17 protein-coding genes are annotated in these 14,927 nt (G+C 53.6%); 13 read left to right on the top strand and 4 right to left on the bottom strand.

Annotated features, from left to right (window positions below):
• From GX117_06145 to pyrR, 3 genes are all read right to left on the bottom strand, one after another.
• Positions 1–600, bottom strand: a 600-nt coding sequence (locus tag GX117_06145) for an amidohydrolase family protein (GenBank protein NLO32923.1), incomplete at its 3' end; no start/stop codon positions are given.
• 59 nt (positions 601–659) lie between these two features.
• Positions 660–1,643: an aspartate carbamoyltransferase catalytic subunit gene (locus tag GX117_06140; GenBank protein ID NLO32922.1), complete on the bottom strand. Its 984-nt coding sequence runs from the start codon at positions 1,641–1,643 to the stop codon at positions 660–662.
• 4 nt (positions 1,644–1,647) lie between these two features.
• Positions 1,648–2,238: a bifunctional pyr operon transcriptional regulator/uracil phosphoribosyltransferase PyrR gene (gene pyrR / locus GX117_06135; GenBank protein NLO32921.1), complete on the bottom strand. Its 591-nt coding sequence runs from the start codon at positions 2,236–2,238 to the stop codon at positions 1,648–1,650.
• 368 nt (positions 2,239–2,606) lie between these two features.
• Between pyrR and GX117_06130 the strand changes: the two genes are divergently transcribed.
• The 5 genes from GX117_06130 to GX117_06110 all read left to right on the top strand — a co-directional run bounded on the left by GX117_06130 (position 2,607) and on the right by GX117_06110 (position 6,644).
• The gene (locus tag GX117_06130; GenBank protein ID NLO32920.1) at positions 2,607–3,557 is read left to right on the top strand and encodes a prepilin-type N-terminal cleavage/methylation domain-containing protein; all 951 of its coding nucleotides are present in this window, start codon (positions 2,607–2,609) and stop codon (positions 3,555–3,557) included.
• A gap of 75 nt (positions 3,558–3,632) precedes the next feature.
• Complete coding sequence (locus GX117_06125) at positions 3,633–4,502, top strand: zinc ABC transporter solute-binding protein (protein NLO32919.1); 870 nt, start codon at positions 3,633–3,635, stop codon at positions 4,500–4,502.
• On the top strand, positions 4,499–5,209 hold the full coding sequence (locus GX117_06120; GenBank protein NLO32918.1) for an ATP-binding cassette domain-containing protein: 711 nt from the start codon (positions 4,499–4,501) through the stop codon (positions 5,207–5,209). Before GX117_06125 ends, GX117_06120 begins: the two co-directional genes overlap by 4 nt.
• Complete coding sequence (locus GX117_06115) at positions 5,206–6,051, top strand: metal ABC transporter permease (protein ID NLO32917.1); 846 nt, start codon at positions 5,206–5,208, stop codon at positions 6,049–6,051. The genes GX117_06120 and GX117_06115 overlap by 4 nt, the downstream gene beginning before the upstream one ends.
• Positions 6,015–6,644, top strand: coding sequence for a class I SAM-dependent methyltransferase (locus GX117_06110; protein NLO32916.1), 630 nt, complete (start codon positions 6,015–6,017; stop codon positions 6,642–6,644). The genes GX117_06115 and GX117_06110 overlap by 37 nt, the downstream gene beginning before the upstream one ends.
• Before the next feature lie 23 nt (positions 6,645–6,667).
• Here the strand turns inward: GX117_06110 and GX117_06105 are convergent, their stop codons facing one another.
• Positions 6,668–7,696, bottom strand: a complete 1,029-nt coding sequence (locus GX117_06105; protein ID NLO32915.1) for a nucleoside hydrolase — start codon at positions 7,694–7,696, stop codon at positions 6,668–6,670.
• A gap of 316 nt (positions 7,697–8,012) precedes the next feature.
• Here GX117_06105 and GX117_06100 point away from each other — a divergent pair, with 316 nt between their 5' ends.
• From GX117_06100 to GX117_06065, 8 genes are all read left to right on the top strand, one after another.
• Positions 8,013–9,389, top strand: a complete 1,377-nt coding sequence (locus GX117_06100) for a sigma 54-interacting transcriptional regulator (protein ID NLO32914.1) — start codon at positions 8,013–8,015, stop codon at positions 9,387–9,389.
• Between the two features lie 616 nt (positions 9,390–10,005).
• Positions 10,006–10,242, top strand: coding sequence for a hypothetical protein (locus tag GX117_06095; GenBank protein NLO32913.1), 237 nt, complete (start codon positions 10,006–10,008; stop codon positions 10,240–10,242).
• 154 nt (positions 10,243–10,396) lie between these two features.
• Positions 10,397–10,801 carry a DUF5320 domain-containing protein gene (locus tag GX117_06090; protein NLO32912.1) on the top strand — a complete coding sequence of 135 codons (405 nt, stop codon included), beginning with the start codon at positions 10,397–10,399 and terminating at the stop codon, positions 10,799–10,801.
• A gap of 73 nt (positions 10,802–10,874) precedes the next feature.
• A complete protein-coding gene (locus GX117_06085; protein NLO32911.1) occupies positions 10,875–11,558 on the top strand; it encodes a peroxiredoxin in 684 nt (227 codons plus the stop codon).
• Between the two features lie 125 nt (positions 11,559–11,683).
• The gene (locus GX117_06080; protein ID NLO32910.1) at positions 11,684–12,046 is read left to right on the top strand and encodes a dinitrogenase iron-molybdenum cofactor biosynthesis protein; all 363 of its coding nucleotides are present in this window, start codon (positions 11,684–11,686) and stop codon (positions 12,044–12,046) included.
• 93 nt (positions 12,047–12,139) lie between these two features.
• Positions 12,140–13,024, top strand: coding sequence for a P-loop NTPase (locus GX117_06075; GenBank protein NLO32909.1), 885 nt, complete (start codon positions 12,140–12,142; stop codon positions 13,022–13,024).
• On the top strand, positions 13,021–13,914 hold the full coding sequence (locus GX117_06070) for a 4Fe-4S binding protein (GenBank protein NLO32908.1): 894 nt from the start codon (positions 13,021–13,023) through the stop codon (positions 13,912–13,914). Before GX117_06075 ends, GX117_06070 begins: the two co-directional genes overlap by 4 nt.
• Before the next feature lie 112 nt (positions 13,915–14,026).
• Positions 14,027–14,927: P-loop NTPase (locus tag GX117_06065; protein ID NLO32907.1), on the top strand; the 901-nt coding region annotated here is incomplete at its 3' end.

The raw sequence follows: 14,927 nt of genomic DNA, 5'->3' as shown, positions 1-14,927 counted from the left end.
GCCCATGAGTGTTGCCGTATACCCTTCATTCATAGCGCCGCCCTCTGCCAAAGATTCGTCTTCACAATGACTGAGGAAAGGCATGCCCACCATATTCGCATATTCCAAGGCACGAAGCATGAGCGCACTGGAAGCGACATCCTGTCCGTCGTCAGTCACCGCTACGGCACCGGCTTTTTTAAGATCCGCCATTTCCGTAATTTCGTTACCGATCAACCCTTTGGTGGCACAGGCAGCGGGAAGTACGTGGATGCACGCCTCTTCGCGGGCACGGCGGATTACCAGCTCTACAAGCCCCGCATTATCGATAACGGGATTCGTATTGGCCATGGTTACAACGGTCGTGAAACCGCCCGCCGCCGCTGCAAGGCTGCCCGTCGCGATGGTTTCTTTTGATTCACCGCCCGGTTCCCGAAAGTTACAATGAATATCGACGAGGCCCGGACTGACCACATGGCCCTCGGCATTAATGACGACATCCCCTTTTAGATTATGCCCAATTTTAACCACTTTGTCGCCTGCAATGAGCACATCGAGGGGTTCTGAAGTATTACTCGCTGGATTGATCACGTGTCCATTTTTGATGACATACGACGTCATAGTATCTTCCTTTCCGGCAAAAAGCGCCCGGCAATGTGAGCACCGGAGATTCTTAGAGTTTAGAGTTCTTTGGAGCTGCCCGCATTGGCAAGGACGTGCATGACCGCCATCCGCACGGCGACCCCATTGGTTACTTGTTTTAAAATAACACTGCGCGGCCCATCGGCCACTTCCGTCGACAGTTCCAGATCACGATTGATCGGACCGGGGTGCATCACTATGGCATGGTCCGGCGCATAGCACAGGGCATCACGATCGATGCGAAAGAGACGCACATATTCGCCCACACTCGGAAACAGCGCCTTGCCTTGACGTTCCATCTGAATGCGCAACGCATAGATCACATCCACATTTTCTAAGGCTTCACCCAAATCGGTCGTCACCTTCACCCCAAAGCCTTCGATACCGCGGGGCAGGAGTGTTGCCGGACCGCACACAGTCACGTCTGCGCCCAGTTTAGTCAGGGCGTGTATGTTGCTCCGTGCGACGCGGCTATGTTGAATATCTCCAACCAGGGCGACCTTGATCCCGTCCAAGCCGCGGTTGGGATCATTGTAGAGCCTGCGCATTTCCTCGCGCATCGTGAAGGCATCCAACAAGGCTTGCGTCGGATGTTCGTGCCTGCCGTCGCCTGCATTGATGATATGGGATGCATGATCTTTAGCAAGAATGTGCGGTACACCGGCACCGCTGTGGCGCAACACGAGAATATCCGTATTCATCGCTTCAATATTGGCGAGGGTGTCATGGAGGGTTTCCCCTTTGACGGTGCTCAATGACGACGCAGTAATGGAAAGAATATCGGCGCTGAGCCGCTTCGCAGCCAACTCAAAGGAAGTGCGTGTTCGCGTACTCGGTTCATGAAACCAGTTTACCACGAGACGCCCCTGCAGGAGCGGCACTTTTTTAATACCGCTTGCACGCTCTGAAACGGAGAGAAATTTAGGCGTCAAATCCAAGATGATTTCAATTTCGCTGCGGCTTAATTCTCGGATTCCAATCAGGTCTTTTTTAGTCCAACGAAGGAGAGGCTCTGTTTTCATGGGATTAATTCTCTTCAGACTTTGGAGAAGTCAAACGGCGATTCAACAACACGGCATCTTCCCCGTCAATTTCTTCTATATGAACACTAACCCATTCTTCGGGCTTGGTCGTGATCTCCATCCCAAGATAGTCAGGCTGAATAGGCAGCTCACGACAACCTCGATCCACCAGACTAACCAATTGAATGCGGTGCGGACGACCATAATCCATAACCTCATCCAAGGCGGCTCGGGTCGTGCGGCCGGCGGCAATGACATCGTCTACTAACAGAACGGTACGCTCGTCGACGGAAAAATCAAAATGGGTTTGTCCCGAACGAACGACGACCGCTCCCGAACCGGCATGGAGATCATCCCGATAAAAAGTGGTAGATAAGGAACCCACCTGCGGACGATAACCGGTCAGTTCGTGAATCAGCTCTGCAAGCCGATCCGCCAGAGGGCGGCCCCGGCTTAAAATACCCAAAATGACAAGTGACTGAATTTCAGGATTGCCGTCTACCACTGCTCGGGCAATCGTACGAAGCGTTTCCGCCATGGCTTTCGCATCCATCACGACAGTATGGGCAGTATTGGATTCGTTGTAAATGACCATAACTTTTCCTGATCCCGGGCATGCACTACATATTTATGAACGGACAGCGACGATGGGATTGTTGTAAAGGGCACGACCTGTCAAAAACACTGTCCGAACCCAACGGGCACACTATAACAAATTTTTATCGGGTAACACCATATTCACCAGGGTAAAGGAGCGCCTATTTTGGGCTTTCATCTTAGGTGACTTACCCGCATTACAGCTGTCTTACCGCGCCCGGATGAGCGTCTGTTCGGGTTCAGGCGCCTGTTTGGTGTTAGGGTGTTAAACACCCTTATGTTGCTTTTCCTTCCCCTCTTGTGTAATACTTTTGCCTCATATCGTAATACTGGAACGCGGATGCTATTACGCAGAGGTTAGCCATGATCTACAAGAAAAAACACGGATTTACACTGATTGAACTGTTGGTGGTCATTGCCATTATCGGCATTCTCGCAGCCATACTGCTGCCGGCGCTCAGCCGTGCGCGGGAAGCGGCACGGCGCAAATCGTGTATGAATAATCTTAAGCAATTTGGCACGATTTTCAAAATGTATGCCGATGAACAAAAAGACTATTGGCCGCCTTGCTCGCCTTTCGCCAATGCCTATCTCAACGGTATGCCCTTGTTCAGTTCACCCGATGCTTTCACCATCTATCCGGAATACTTGTCCGATCTGAACGTGGCGCTTTGCCCTTCCGACAGCCAAGGCGACGGTACGGGCACCTATGTTGCCACACGCTTACCCGATTCCGGAGATTTTGACGAGTGGATACAGACGGCGCGCGACGCCAACGACCGTATTTCAGAACAATATTTTCTTTGCGCCGAGTTGGGCCGTTCCTATGTATATAAAGGCTATGCCGCCACCAACAAAGAAGAATATTTCGGCGTCTGGGGCGCTATGGGAGCCCTGCCTTTTATTGAGTCCGTTTCCATTTCAGAAATTTCCGTGCCTGTCCGCAAGAAAAACTTCCGTGCTGATCTGAAAATTACGACAGAGAATTGGCCTGAAATGACGCCGGACACGGGCATCGGTGCCGCCGGCAGCGATAAAGTATTACGACTGCGCGAAGGGGTCGAACGCTTCTTCACGACCGATGTTAATACTGCAAGCATGGCGGTGCAATCGCAAAGCAGCATCCCGGTCATGTGGGACACTTTCGGAAATCTCATCAGCGGCACAGCGGGAACGCTTATCTTCAACCATATACCGGGCGGCAGCAATGTGCTTTATATGGATGGCCATGTGGAATGGGGTATTTATCCCGAAAAATTCCCCATTATGAATGATGAAGACCTCCTGAAAGAAAATAGCCATTTCGGATTGCGGTAAGTTCTTGCCCCTTTTGCTCGGGCAGGATTTAAAACGACCGTATCGATCAACACAAAAGAAAGCAAGTTGCCTGCCATGAGAATACCTATTCGAAGCACCGTTTATAGTGTACTGATCCTTTCTATCGCATTGAGCCTTGGATTTTCAGGATGCAGCGGAAAAAGCCACAGCACGGAACCCGCCATAATTTGCGGCACCTCCCTAATTGCAGACATTGTGCAAGACATCTCGTCCCTTCACGCAGAGACCTACACCTTGCTGCCGAGCAGTTCGTGTCCAAGCCAATTTGATATGAAAGCGGGCGATATTCACCTGCTCCAAGAAGCGCGATCTGTGTTGCTCCATCCGTGGCAGCTGCGCCTTGCCAATATCACGCGCATTATAGACGCGGCGAAACTTCCCGACCATAAAGTCCGCGTTTTTGAAGCGGGCGGCAATTGGATGATTCCCTCGGAGCAACGCGCTGCTGTGACGGAAGTACTTGAAGTACTTCTTGAAATTGCGCCTCATGAGGAAGGGGCAATGCGTGAGAAAGCAGCAGCACGCCAAGAACGCATTGACACAGTGGAACAGGCCGCCCGTCAAAGCTTAGCTTTGGAAAAGACCCAAGGTATTTCGGTATGCTGTCATGAGATGCAGACGTCCTTTTTAACGTGGGCAGGGTTCACCGTTGCAGCTTCCTTTAATCGTCCGGAAGACTACAGCGTGTCCGATATGGAATCCCTCCTGCATAAAAGCCGCGATGCCGGTGTCCTGTTAGTCGTGGACAACTTACAGAGCGGCGGACTGTCAGCAGGACAGATGCTTGCAAAGGATCTGAATGCCGCCTATACGGTGCTCACCAATTTCCCGGGCGCGTCTTCTGACACGGCCACTTGGGAGAGCGCATTCCAATCCAACATAAGCTTGTTAACTGAAGCCTTAACCTCCTTGGAGTCTTTGTGACACTGCCGGTCTTGGAAATAGAAGATGCCCGTGTTATTCGTCAGGGATCCGAAGCGTTGGCAGGCGTATCGCTGCGCGTCCATGCCGGTGAAAGTGTCGTGCTCTTGGGGCCCAACGGCGCAGGAAAAACAACGCTGCTCACTGCCATTAATGGATTTACACCGCTCAGCTCGGGATCCATTCGAGTCCTTGGATTACCACTTGAACGGCGGCATCTCCTCGCTATCCGCCAACGGGTGGGCTATGTGGCACAGCTGCCTGAAATAGATCGCCATGTCCCCATCACCTTATACGAATCAGTGCTTACCGGCTTATATGGGCGTTTGGGCTGGCGGCGGCGCGTCACGGCTTCCATGCATAGTGCTGTCCATACCATTCTGGAACGCCTCTCCATCCAAAGCCTCGCGAAACGGCCCCTCGGTCAATTATCCGGCGGCGAATTGCGGCGGGCGACCATTGCGCGGGCGCTGGTTCAAGAACCCGAAATCCTCTTACTCGATGAACCTACCGCTTCTCTAGACGATAACGCGCGCCGCGAGATTTGCGCCTTTCTCGACGAACTCAATGAACAACAAGGCATGACGCTGATGTGGGTCACCCATGATATGGACGCGCTGCCCGATTCTTGCACCCGTGTGGTGCGCATGAAAGTCGGCCATATCGTAGCCGACGAATCAGGCAATCCCGACAAGGAGCACGTGCAATGAACGCCCTCTTTCAGCACGAATACCTCCAAAACGCAGTGCTTGCCGGTTTCTTTTCCGGGGCGCTCTGTGGCATTTCCGGCGTCTTCCTTGTTGCCATGGGCGCTTCTTTCCTCGGTATTTGTATCGCCCATGCCGCCTTCGCCGGCGCCTTGCTCGGATTGCTGACCGGGCTGAGTCCCATGGCGTGTGCCATGCTCTTCAGCTTGGGCGCGGCAGCGGTGATTGGCCCCCTCTCCGATCGCGGTGCACTGCGGCCGGACACCTCCATCGGCATTCTCTTTTCAGTGATGATCGGGCTCGCCTTCCTCTTTATGGGATTGATGCCGGGCGGACGCCCCGAAGCGCTCAGCCTATTTTGGGGCGCCATCCTCACCGTATCCCGCGGCAGCGTGTGGCTCCTTGCCTGCGCCCTTGCCATCGTGTTGCTGCTCATCACTCTCTTCTATCGGCAAATACATGTGGTCGCCTGTCACCGCAATGTGGCTGCCGCGGCGGGAATCCCCGCAGCCCTTTATTTCTATCTTATGCTTTCCGTGTCGGGCGTCGCCATTTCTGTATCACTGCCCAGCGTGGGCGGGCTCCTCGTCTACAGTCTGGTCGTAAATCCGGCGGCGGCGGCATACCAGCTTACCTACAACTTCAAATTACTGCTTTTCCTTGCCGCTCTCTTTGGCATTGCTGCCTGCTGGCTGGGACTTTTTTTGTCTTTCATCTTTAACGCCCCGGCCGGCGCGGTTATTGTCTTAACTTCCGCCTGTATTTTCGCCCTCGCCTGCGTCGTTTCACCTAAAAGGAAAGGAGCCTCATGGCGCAATCGTCCCCCTTATCCCCCCGGCCCGTAAGCGAATTTTTCGATGACCTCGCCCCCAAGTGGGATTCCATGATCAGCGCCGGACACAGTGAACGGCTGCGGCGCCTGCTCGCGCCCATACTGCCCGCTGACCCTGCCCGCATTTTGGATGTAGGCTGCGGCACTGGTGTGCTCATCCCCATCTTGACACAAGAGCTGCCCGCTGCCGGCACGGTCATTGCCATCGATATTTCCGCGCTCATGATTCAAGAAACGCAAAAGCGAATCGCGAGCCTGCAACCCGCCGCTCCTTGTTACGCCCTTCAAACGGATGTCATGGCGGCACCATTTTCTGACTGCAGTTTCGACAGCGTATTCTGTAACAGCTGTTTCCCCCATTTTGAGGATCAGCAGCGTGCCATGCTTGAAATGGCGCGCCTGCTCCGACCGGGCGGTATGCTGGTCATCTGTCATTCCGAAAGCCGCGATGCCATCAATAAACTGCATCGCGAAATGGGCGGTGTTGTAGGCGGCCATGAACTCCCCGACGATGCAGGATTCCAAGCGCTCGTGTCCGGCGCTTCCTTGGATTGGGAGCATCTGGAAGATCATCACGACGGATTTTTACTGATAGCCCGCCGCTAAACAATCTCTTTCCTATCTCCGATTTAGCGTTGCTCAGGCGGTTGGCTGGAAAGGAGCGTCAGCGCCTCGCGAACCCGCGTCGCCTGAAGCTCAGACATTTTCAGATAGAAATGTTTGCCCCCTTCCTTGGGCTCAAAGCTGGTCAAGCCTTTGTCATCTACCGTAACCTTTCCCGCTTCCGACAAATCAAAGTAGCCGTGATCGGGACGGACAGCAAATAACACGCTGGTAAGGTCCCAGGTGGGCCGTTCATGAGGCGTCGGCATATAGTGTTGATAGGCTTCCTGAAGAGGATGGTGTTTCACATAGCCATAATCTCGTTCAATACTCAGGGCGGGATAAGGGACTGTAAGCCCCACTTCATAGCCGCTGAAAACGATGTCTGTGGGCCACTGCTCGAAAAGGTCACGAGCAGCAGGAAGATCCATGACCACATTATATTCACCGTGGGAACCGCCGTCAATGGGTGCAAAAGCACCGGCCATAATCGAAAGGAGGCGTACTTTTTGCGCCACGAGCGCAGGACCTGCGAGATCGGAAATGGCGTCGGGCTCTGACGCCAACAAGCGCGCCAGATTGGTCGAAAAACCAACCTGCGCAATAACGACCGAGTGATCCGCCTGCGCCGCCAGCACCTTGCGCAACAGGGCGGTCGCCTCCTCTGCCTCATCGCCGCTCTTCACACGATGAGGATAGCGCAAAGCGCCCTCATCTTCCACTTCTGCGAGACCTAAAAACTTGCCCGTGGCCGGCGTTACACCATCTTTCACGACACCGATGGGAACATCGCCGCGCCCGTAGAAATGGTTCACAGCATCGACGAAGGGCGCACACAAAGGGTTGTCTTTCGTGATGGTCACCGCAAGCAAGTAACATTCGCCGCGGCTCTGCAAGGCGTGGATCATGCCCAGTGCCAACGCATCATCCACATCATTCCCCATATCCGTATCAAAAATAAGCGCTGTCGTTGCCTCGCTTTGGGCAAAGGATACAGACGCGAGAGCGACTGCGCCGATCGTCATCCATAGAACTGAAAACAAGGTCTTTCTCATAAAAGTATTTCCTTTCTATGCCTCAACACAAGGCCTATACTGCTCGTTTGGAAATGCACCGAATCATCATAAAAGAGGCGGCGCTTTAACAAGTCATTTATAATACCTGAATTACACAAGCGATTCATCTTCGTAGCGAAAGACAAGCAAAAGCAAAGGAACAAAGAATAGCGCTGAGCTCTTCTCTGCCCCGAGGCAAGGTAAGCCGCTGTGGCTCGGCACTGCTTTTATCCAATACCCCCTGCGACTGTGTCATAATAAGGGAACATGAAAAGCTTATAATAAGCCGCTTATCCATTTTTCAACAAAGAGTACCATGACAGATAATCCTTCTCATCCCTTGCCTATGACAGAGAGCATTTTAGAAAGCATCTCCGACGGTGTTTTCACGGTAGACGAAAACTGGAAGATCACTTCTTTCAATCGCGCCGCTGAAGAAATCACCGGTATTCCCCGAGAAGATGCCCTCGGCAAACGGTGCTGGGAAGTCTTCCGTGCCAGCATGTGCGAAATGGACTGTGCTCTCAAACACACCATGGAAACAGGGGATCAAGTCATTAACCGTTCCTGTTTTATCATTGATGCAGACGGTGAGCGGGTCCCCATCTCTGTATCCACCGCCGTGTTGCGCGATGGCGATGGAAAAGTAATCGGCGGCGCGGAAAGTTTCCGCGACCTCAGCCGTGAAGAGGCTCTGCGCAAGGAACTCTACGGACGCTTCCAAATCGGCGACATGGTCAGCCGCAGTTCGCTCATGCGCCGGCTCTTCGATGTATTGCCCCAGATCGCCGCCAGCAACAGCACCGTTCTCATCCAAGGCGAAACAGGCACGGGAAAAGAATTATTGGCCCGCGCCATCCACGGCATGAGCCGCCGTGCTGAGGGTCCCTTTGTCGCGCTCAACTGCGGCGCCTTGCCCGACACGCTCTTGGAAAGTGAACTCTTCGGCTACAAGGCAGGCGCCTTCACAGGAGCCGACAAAGATCGGGCGGGACGCTTTGCCGCAGCACAAGGCGGCACGCTATTCCTCGACGAAATCGCCGATATCTCGCCTGCCCTCCAAGTGCGGCTCTTGCGGGTACTCCAAGAAAACTGTTATGAGCCGCTCGGCTCCAATACGACCGAAGAAAGCGATGCCCGCGTAATCGCAGCCGGCAACAAGGATCTTGCTGAATTGGTCGCCGAAGGACGCTTCCGCCAAGACCTCTTTTACCGTATCAACGTGGTGCCTCTCGAACTGCCGCCCCTCAGAGACCGAAAAGAAGATGTGCCCTTACTCATCGAACATTTCATTGCACGATTCAACAAATTGCAAGACCGACAAATAGAAGGGTTGGACGGCGCAGCCATGGCATTGCTCATGGCCCATAATTTTCCAGGCAACATCCGAGAACTCGAAAATATCATCGAACATGCTTTCGTGCTGTGCGGAAACGGCGACGAAATCACTGCTTCCTGCCTGCCCGACTACCTCATGCGGCGCATGCCTCCCCAACCCGAAGCGGCGCCCATGGAAGAGGCGCGGTATCGTACAGAGAAGCAGTGCATTCAAGATGCTTTGGATCGCCATGAGGGCAACCGCGCCGCTGCTGCTCGTGAATTAGGCATCCATAAAAGTACGCTCTACCGCAAAATGCGCCAATTCGATCTGCCCTATATTCGCCCGCCTCAGTCTCCCGACGAGTCGCAATAATGCGACCATACCCGGCAACCGAGTCGCAATAATGCGACTAATGAAGCGATACTGAAAAGCCGAAGGGACTACAACAAATAGTTATCCCCTATCGATTAAGTAACTTAACGCTCACTCTCTACTACGCTACCTCTGTTGGCACAGCCCTTGCTTACTATAGACAGGAAACAAAATTATGAAAGTTGCAATGCCCATATGGAATCAGCGTGTGTCCCCCGTTTTTGATACGGCAGGTACCTTGCTGATCAGTGTCATACAAGATGATGCGGTGCTGGAACAATCCAGCGAAACCATCGCCGGTTTGTCGCTGGCTGAACGAGTTCAACGCCTTCAGGAACTCCAAGTAGATGTCCTGATCTGTGGCGCAATCTCTCGCTTTTTGGCGGAGATGATCACCGCCGCGGGCATAGAGGTGGAAGCCTTTGTCGCGGGCAGTGCAACAGAAGTGTTGACCGGATTTCTCGCAAATCAATTGTCAGAAGCCGCCTTCTCCATGCCCGGCTGCCGATCTTTTGGCCGCCATGGCAGAGGCAAATGCGGCATGATGAAAGGAGATACTATGATGAGAGGTGGACGTGGCGGACGTGGTGGCGGTGGACGCGGTGGCGGCGGCGGCATGGGCGGCGCCGGCGGTGGACGCGGCGGCGGCACGGGCGGCGCTGGTGGTGGACGCGGTGGCGGCGGCATGGGCGGCGGAGGCGGTGGCGGCGGCGCAGCTTCCCCGCAAGGCGAACAAGGCAAGTGCATCTGCAATCAGTGTGGCCATACCCAGCCTCATGAAGTGGGAATCCCCTGCATGCAACTTACTTGCCCCCAATGCGGTGCCGTGATGACCCGTGAAATAGAATCCTGATCACAGGATTTATTCCAATACAGTTATAAAGAAGTTCCGCACAACCATAAAGTTAAGGGATGACGATCCGCGGAACATGACCCGACTAGGGTCAACGGATCGCTCCGCAGATGAAGTATTTACGGGAATTTTCCCGAATGAAAGGAGATTTATTATGCCTGGTGGAGATAGAACAGGACCTTTGGGCATGGGCCCCAGAACAGGACGTGGTGCAGGATTTTGCGCAGGTTTCCAACAACCCGGTTATGTCAATGCCGGCGGCGGTTGGGGTGCAGGACGAGGCGGCGGCATGGGTCGCGGCTTTGCCCGCGGCGGTGGGATGGGCCGTGGCGGCGGCATGGGCCGTGGCGGCGGCATGGGCCGGCGTAATTGGTTTTTTGCAACGGGTCAGCCCGGCTGGGCGCGTTTCTCCGGCGTTGACTATGGGCCGCAAAACGTCGTGCAAGCAGATGCCGCCTCGGAATTAAGTTTGCTCCGAAATCAAGCGCAGCAGCTTCAAGCGCAGATGGATCGCATTGAGCAGCAAATCAACGCCCTCGAATCGCAACAAGTAAAATAATTTCATGGGGTGATGTGTTAAAAGAATAAACTGTTCGTATCACTTTTAACCCTCAACCTTAAAGGAGACCTGTATGGAAGAACAGATTAGACTTCCCCTAATTGGCGAAAAAGCGCCTGCCTTTGTGGCAGAAACCACACAAGGAGAAATCCGCTTTCCGGAAGACTACGCGGGCAAATGGGTCATTTTCTTTTCCCATCCCGCCGACTTCACGCCCGTGTGTACCACGGAATTCATGGCATTCGCTGCCATGGAACCCGAATTTGAAGCCTTAAATTGCAAATTGATCGGCCTGTCCATTGACAGCACCTTCAGTCATATTGCTTGGCTGCGCACGATCAAAGAAAAATTTTGTGTGGGCGACATGAGCAACGCAGAAGTGACCTTCCCTGTCATCAGCGACCTGACCATGGAAGTATCCAAAGCCTATGGCATGCTCCAGCCTGCGGCGAGCCAAACCCAAGCCGTACGTGCTGTTTTCGTTATTGATCCGGAAGGCTTGGTTCGATCCATCCTTTATTATCCCATGAGCAACGGCCGCAACATGGCCGAAATTAAGCGGCTGTTAATCGCGCTGCAGACTTCTTCACGCTTCGGTGTCGCAACACCGGTGAACTGGCAGCCCGGCGATGATGTCATCGTACCGCCGCCGAACTCTTATGACCTTGCCAAAAATCGTATGGACAATCCCGACCCCAACATGGAGATCAAAGATTGGTTCCTCAGCTATAAGAAATGTCCTGAAGATAACAAGTAGCCGATTTTTTTTCATTGCTGTAGATAGGGGCGGAAAAGGCCGGCATTCAATACGGTCTTTCCCGCCCCGCCCCCTCCCCGCTTTGTCGGGATCAGAAACAGGCGACCTATGCAGAAAGGAATAGTATGAAACTTTGTTTAACCACTTCCGGTAAAGATCTTGATGCCCCCCTTGACGAACGTTTTGGCAGGGCTCCCTCTTTTATCGTTTATGATCTTGACGCCGACACCTTCGAACTTATCGACAACAAGCAAAACCTGAATGCTGCGCAAGGAGCCGGTATTCAAGCTGCCCAAACTGTCATGAATTCGGGAGCGAAGGCCGTAATTACCGGTCACTGCGGCCCCAAAGCCTTCCGCGTCCTCTCCGCCGCCGGTATCAAGCTTTACGGCGCACGAGCAGGAACGATTGCCGAAGCTATCCAACAGTATCGTGACGGCAGCTTGACGGTTATGGATGATGCCAATGTGGACGGTCATTGGGTCTAAACCGAAGATGCTGCATCGGCCTATGTGCCCCTTTTTTTATGAATCCGCTTCTTTAGGAGCGGTTACGCCCAAGTCCCAAACAGGAAATTCTCTATGAACATCGTTATTGCATCCGGCAAAGGCGGGACGGGAAAAACCACAGTCGCTGTGAATCTTGCGTCCGTATTGGAAACGTCAACGGCCTATTTGGACTGTGATGTGGAAGAGCCTAACGGGCATCTTTTTTTGAAAGCAAAATTGCACCATTCCAAACCCGCGCCTATACGCGTGCCCGTCGTCGACGAAGCCTTGTGCACGGGCTGCGGAGAGTGTGTGGAGGCATGCCGCTTCAACGCCTTGGCGTGCGTCGGGAAAACAGTCTTGGTCTTTAATACCTTATGCCATGGCTGCGGCGGCTGCACCTTGGCTTGTCCGGAGAACGCCATTACCGAAGTACCTCATCCTATAGGCGTCGTCGAAACGGGAACTGCCGGGACGATTCAATTTATACAAGGCCGGCTCAATGTGGGTGCCATCATGTCGCCTCCTTTAATCCGTGCCGTGAAAGCGGAAGCACCCGACGTTGACGTCGTCCTTTACGACGCGCCGCCCGGAACTTCCTGCCCCGTGATTACAACCCTGCGCGGAGCCGATGTCGTTGTGCTCGTCACCGAACCCACGCCTTTCGGTTTGCACGACTTGAAATTAGCGGTGGAAACGGTGCGGCAAATGAAACTTCCTTTCGGCGTCGTGATCAACCGCGCCGATATCGGCGATGACCGTGTCATCCGCTATTGTGAAGAAAACGAGATCCCCGTGTTGGCTGAGATTCCGAATAATCGCGAAGTGGCGGAAGCCTATTCCCGAGGTGTTATCGCAGTGGATGCCATCCCTTCGCTGCGCCGTATTTTCACGGATCTTTTCCAATCTATCCAAGCATTAGCGGGCAGCGTCGAGACATCCGATCCCGTCTCTGCACAGGAAGAGAGGACGTCATGAAAGAACTCATTGTTATCAGTGGAAAAGGCGGCACGGGCAAAACCAGTATTCTCGCCTCCTTCGCCGCGCTGGCATCTTCCAAAGTGCTTGCCGATTGCGATGTAGATGCCGCGGACTTACACCTGATCCTCGCGCCTACACCGGAATCAACCCATGAATTTTGGTCCGGCAACGAAGCACAAATTCGACAAGACGACTGCACCCGCTGTGGCGATTGTTTTGAATTATGCCGTTTCGAAAGCATTAACGCTATTCCCGCCGAACAGGGACTGCGCTATGAAGTGGATCCCACTGCTTGTGAAGGCTGCGGCGTCTGCTTCGATAGGTGTCCTGCCAACGCCATTGATTTCCCCGAAAGTCTTTGCGGTGAATGGTACCTATCCCAAACACGCTACGGTTCTATGGTTCACGCCCATCTTGGAATCGCCGCAGAAAACTCCGGAAAATTAGTCAGCCTTGTTCGACAGCAGGCAAAAGAGCGTGCTGTAAAGGAAGGCAAAGATTTGGTTCTCGTCGATGGCCCGCCCGGAATCGGGTGTCCCGTTATCGCATCTATCACGGGCGCTTCCCTCGTGCTCATTGTCACAGAACCGACGCTCAGCGGCGCCCATGACTTGAAACGGCTCGTGGAGTTAACCCAACATTTTCGTATCCCCGCAGCGGTCTGTGTAAACAAATGGGACCTCAACGAAGCCATGTGCCTGAGCATCGAAGAATCAGCCCGCGCCATGGGTGTGACCCCCGTCGGGCGCATCCGCTATGATGCCGCTGTCACTGCCGCGCAAGTTGCCGATAAAAGCTTGCCCGAATTCAACGGAAAAGGCGCTGCCGCAGATGTTGCCGCTCTCTGGGAACGCGTAAATCAATTGTTGGAACAAATCGGAGACTGATACATTTAGCTCTGATAAAAAATATGCTATGCTAGTGGGTACCCGTGCATTCGCACCGTATTTTCTAATCGAAACTTTCACATGAACACTATATTGGAGTGAAGCAAAAATAATGGAATCACAACCATTCTCCCAAAAGGCGCAAGAACGTTTTACACGGCCGAAGAATTATGAAGAACTGGAAGAACCCGACGGTCACGCGCGCATTACCGGTCCTTGCGGCGACACTATGGAGTTCTGGATTCACGTGGATGACGGCATCATCAGCGCTGCCTCTTTCACCACCACCGGCTGCGGTCCGTCGAAAGCTTGCGGCAGCATGACCACAGAATTGGCGGAAGGCAAGACCGTGCGCGAAGCGGGACGTATTACCCAGCAAGACGTGATAGACGCCTTGGAGGGCATGCCCGAAGAACATCAGCATTGCGCCCTTCTATCCATCAACACCTTGAGGGCGGCGCTCGCCGATTTTATGGCACGCTTGGCCGCTCGAGAAACAGCAGCCGATGCGCCGGCAGGCGAACAGGAAAGCGCCTGCTCCACCTGCGACAAGGAATCCTGTTCAGCGAAGAATAAAAGCGCCAATGAATCCTTAGAGGACTTTTTGGAACGGCAGGCACTGGAAGCGCGTCTCTGCAAGATTAAACACAAGATCCTCGTCCTATCCGGTAAAGGCGGCGTAGGCAAAAGCACCGTGGCGGTGAACATTGCCGTTTCCCTTATGCTTGCAGGCAAACAAGTGGGCTTGCTCGATGTGGATATTCACGGACCAAGTATCCCGAAAATGCTGGGCCTTGAAGGAAGCTCCGTACAAAATAATGAAGGTAATATCGTGCCCGTCGAGATGGGCTCCCTTAAAGTCATTTCACTGGGATTTTTCCTGCGCAATCAAGACGACGCAGTGATTTGGCGCGGCCCCATGAAAATGGGCGTGATCAAACAATTCATAAAAGACGTGGAATGGGGCGAGCTAGATTATCTCGTCGTAGACTCACCTCCCGGAACAGGCGATG

It is taken from the genome of Candidatus Hydrogenedentota bacterium (genome assembly GCA_012523015.1).
Lineage (GTDB): Bacteria > Hydrogenedentota > Hydrogenedentia > Hydrogenedentales > CAITNO01 > JAAYBJ01.
This window is presented reverse-complemented; position numbering and strand designations above follow the sequence as displayed.

Bases quoted from the DNA above. Each gene is read 5' to 3' on its own strand.
- GX117_06140 (NLO32922.1), bottom strand. From the start codon at position 1,643: ATGAAAACAGAGCCTCTCCTTCGTTGGACTAAAAAAGACCTGATTGGA.
- pyrR (NLO32921.1), bottom strand. From the start codon at position 2,238: ATGGTCATTTACAACGAATCCAATACTGCCCATACTGTCGTGATGGAT.
- GX117_06125 (NLO32919.1), top strand. From the start codon at position 3,633: ATGAGAATACCTATTCGAAGCACCGTTTATAGTGTACTGATCCTTTCT.
- GX117_06115 (NLO32917.1), top strand. From the start codon at position 5,206: ATGAACGCCCTCTTTCAGCACGAATACCTCCAAAACGCAGTGCTTGCC.
- GX117_06110 (NLO32916.1), top strand. From the start codon at position 6,015: ATGGCGCAATCGTCCCCCTTATCCCCCCGGCCCGTAAGCGAATTTTTC.
- GX117_06105 (NLO32915.1), bottom strand. From the start codon at position 7,696: ATGAGAAAGACCTTGTTTTCAGTTCTATGGATGACGATCGGCGCAGTC.
- GX117_06100 (NLO32914.1), top strand. From the start codon at position 8,013: ATGACAGATAATCCTTCTCATCCCTTGCCTATGACAGAGAGCATTTTA.
- GX117_06095 (NLO32913.1), top strand. From the start codon at position 10,006: ATGGGCGGCGCCGGCGGTGGACGCGGCGGCGGCACGGGCGGCGCTGGT.
- GX117_06090 (NLO32912.1), top strand. From the start codon at position 10,397: ATGCCTGGTGGAGATAGAACAGGACCTTTGGGCATGGGCCCCAGAACA.
- GX117_06085 (NLO32911.1), top strand. From the start codon at position 10,875: ATGGAAGAACAGATTAGACTTCCCCTAATTGGCGAAAAAGCGCCTGCC.
- GX117_06080 (NLO32910.1), top strand. From the start codon at position 11,684: ATGAAACTTTGTTTAACCACTTCCGGTAAAGATCTTGATGCCCCCCTT.
- GX117_06075 (NLO32909.1), top strand. From the start codon at position 12,140: ATGAACATCGTTATTGCATCCGGCAAAGGCGGGACGGGAAAAACCACA.
- GX117_06070 (NLO32908.1), top strand. From the start codon at position 13,021: ATGAAAGAACTCATTGTTATCAGTGGAAAAGGCGGCACGGGCAAAACC.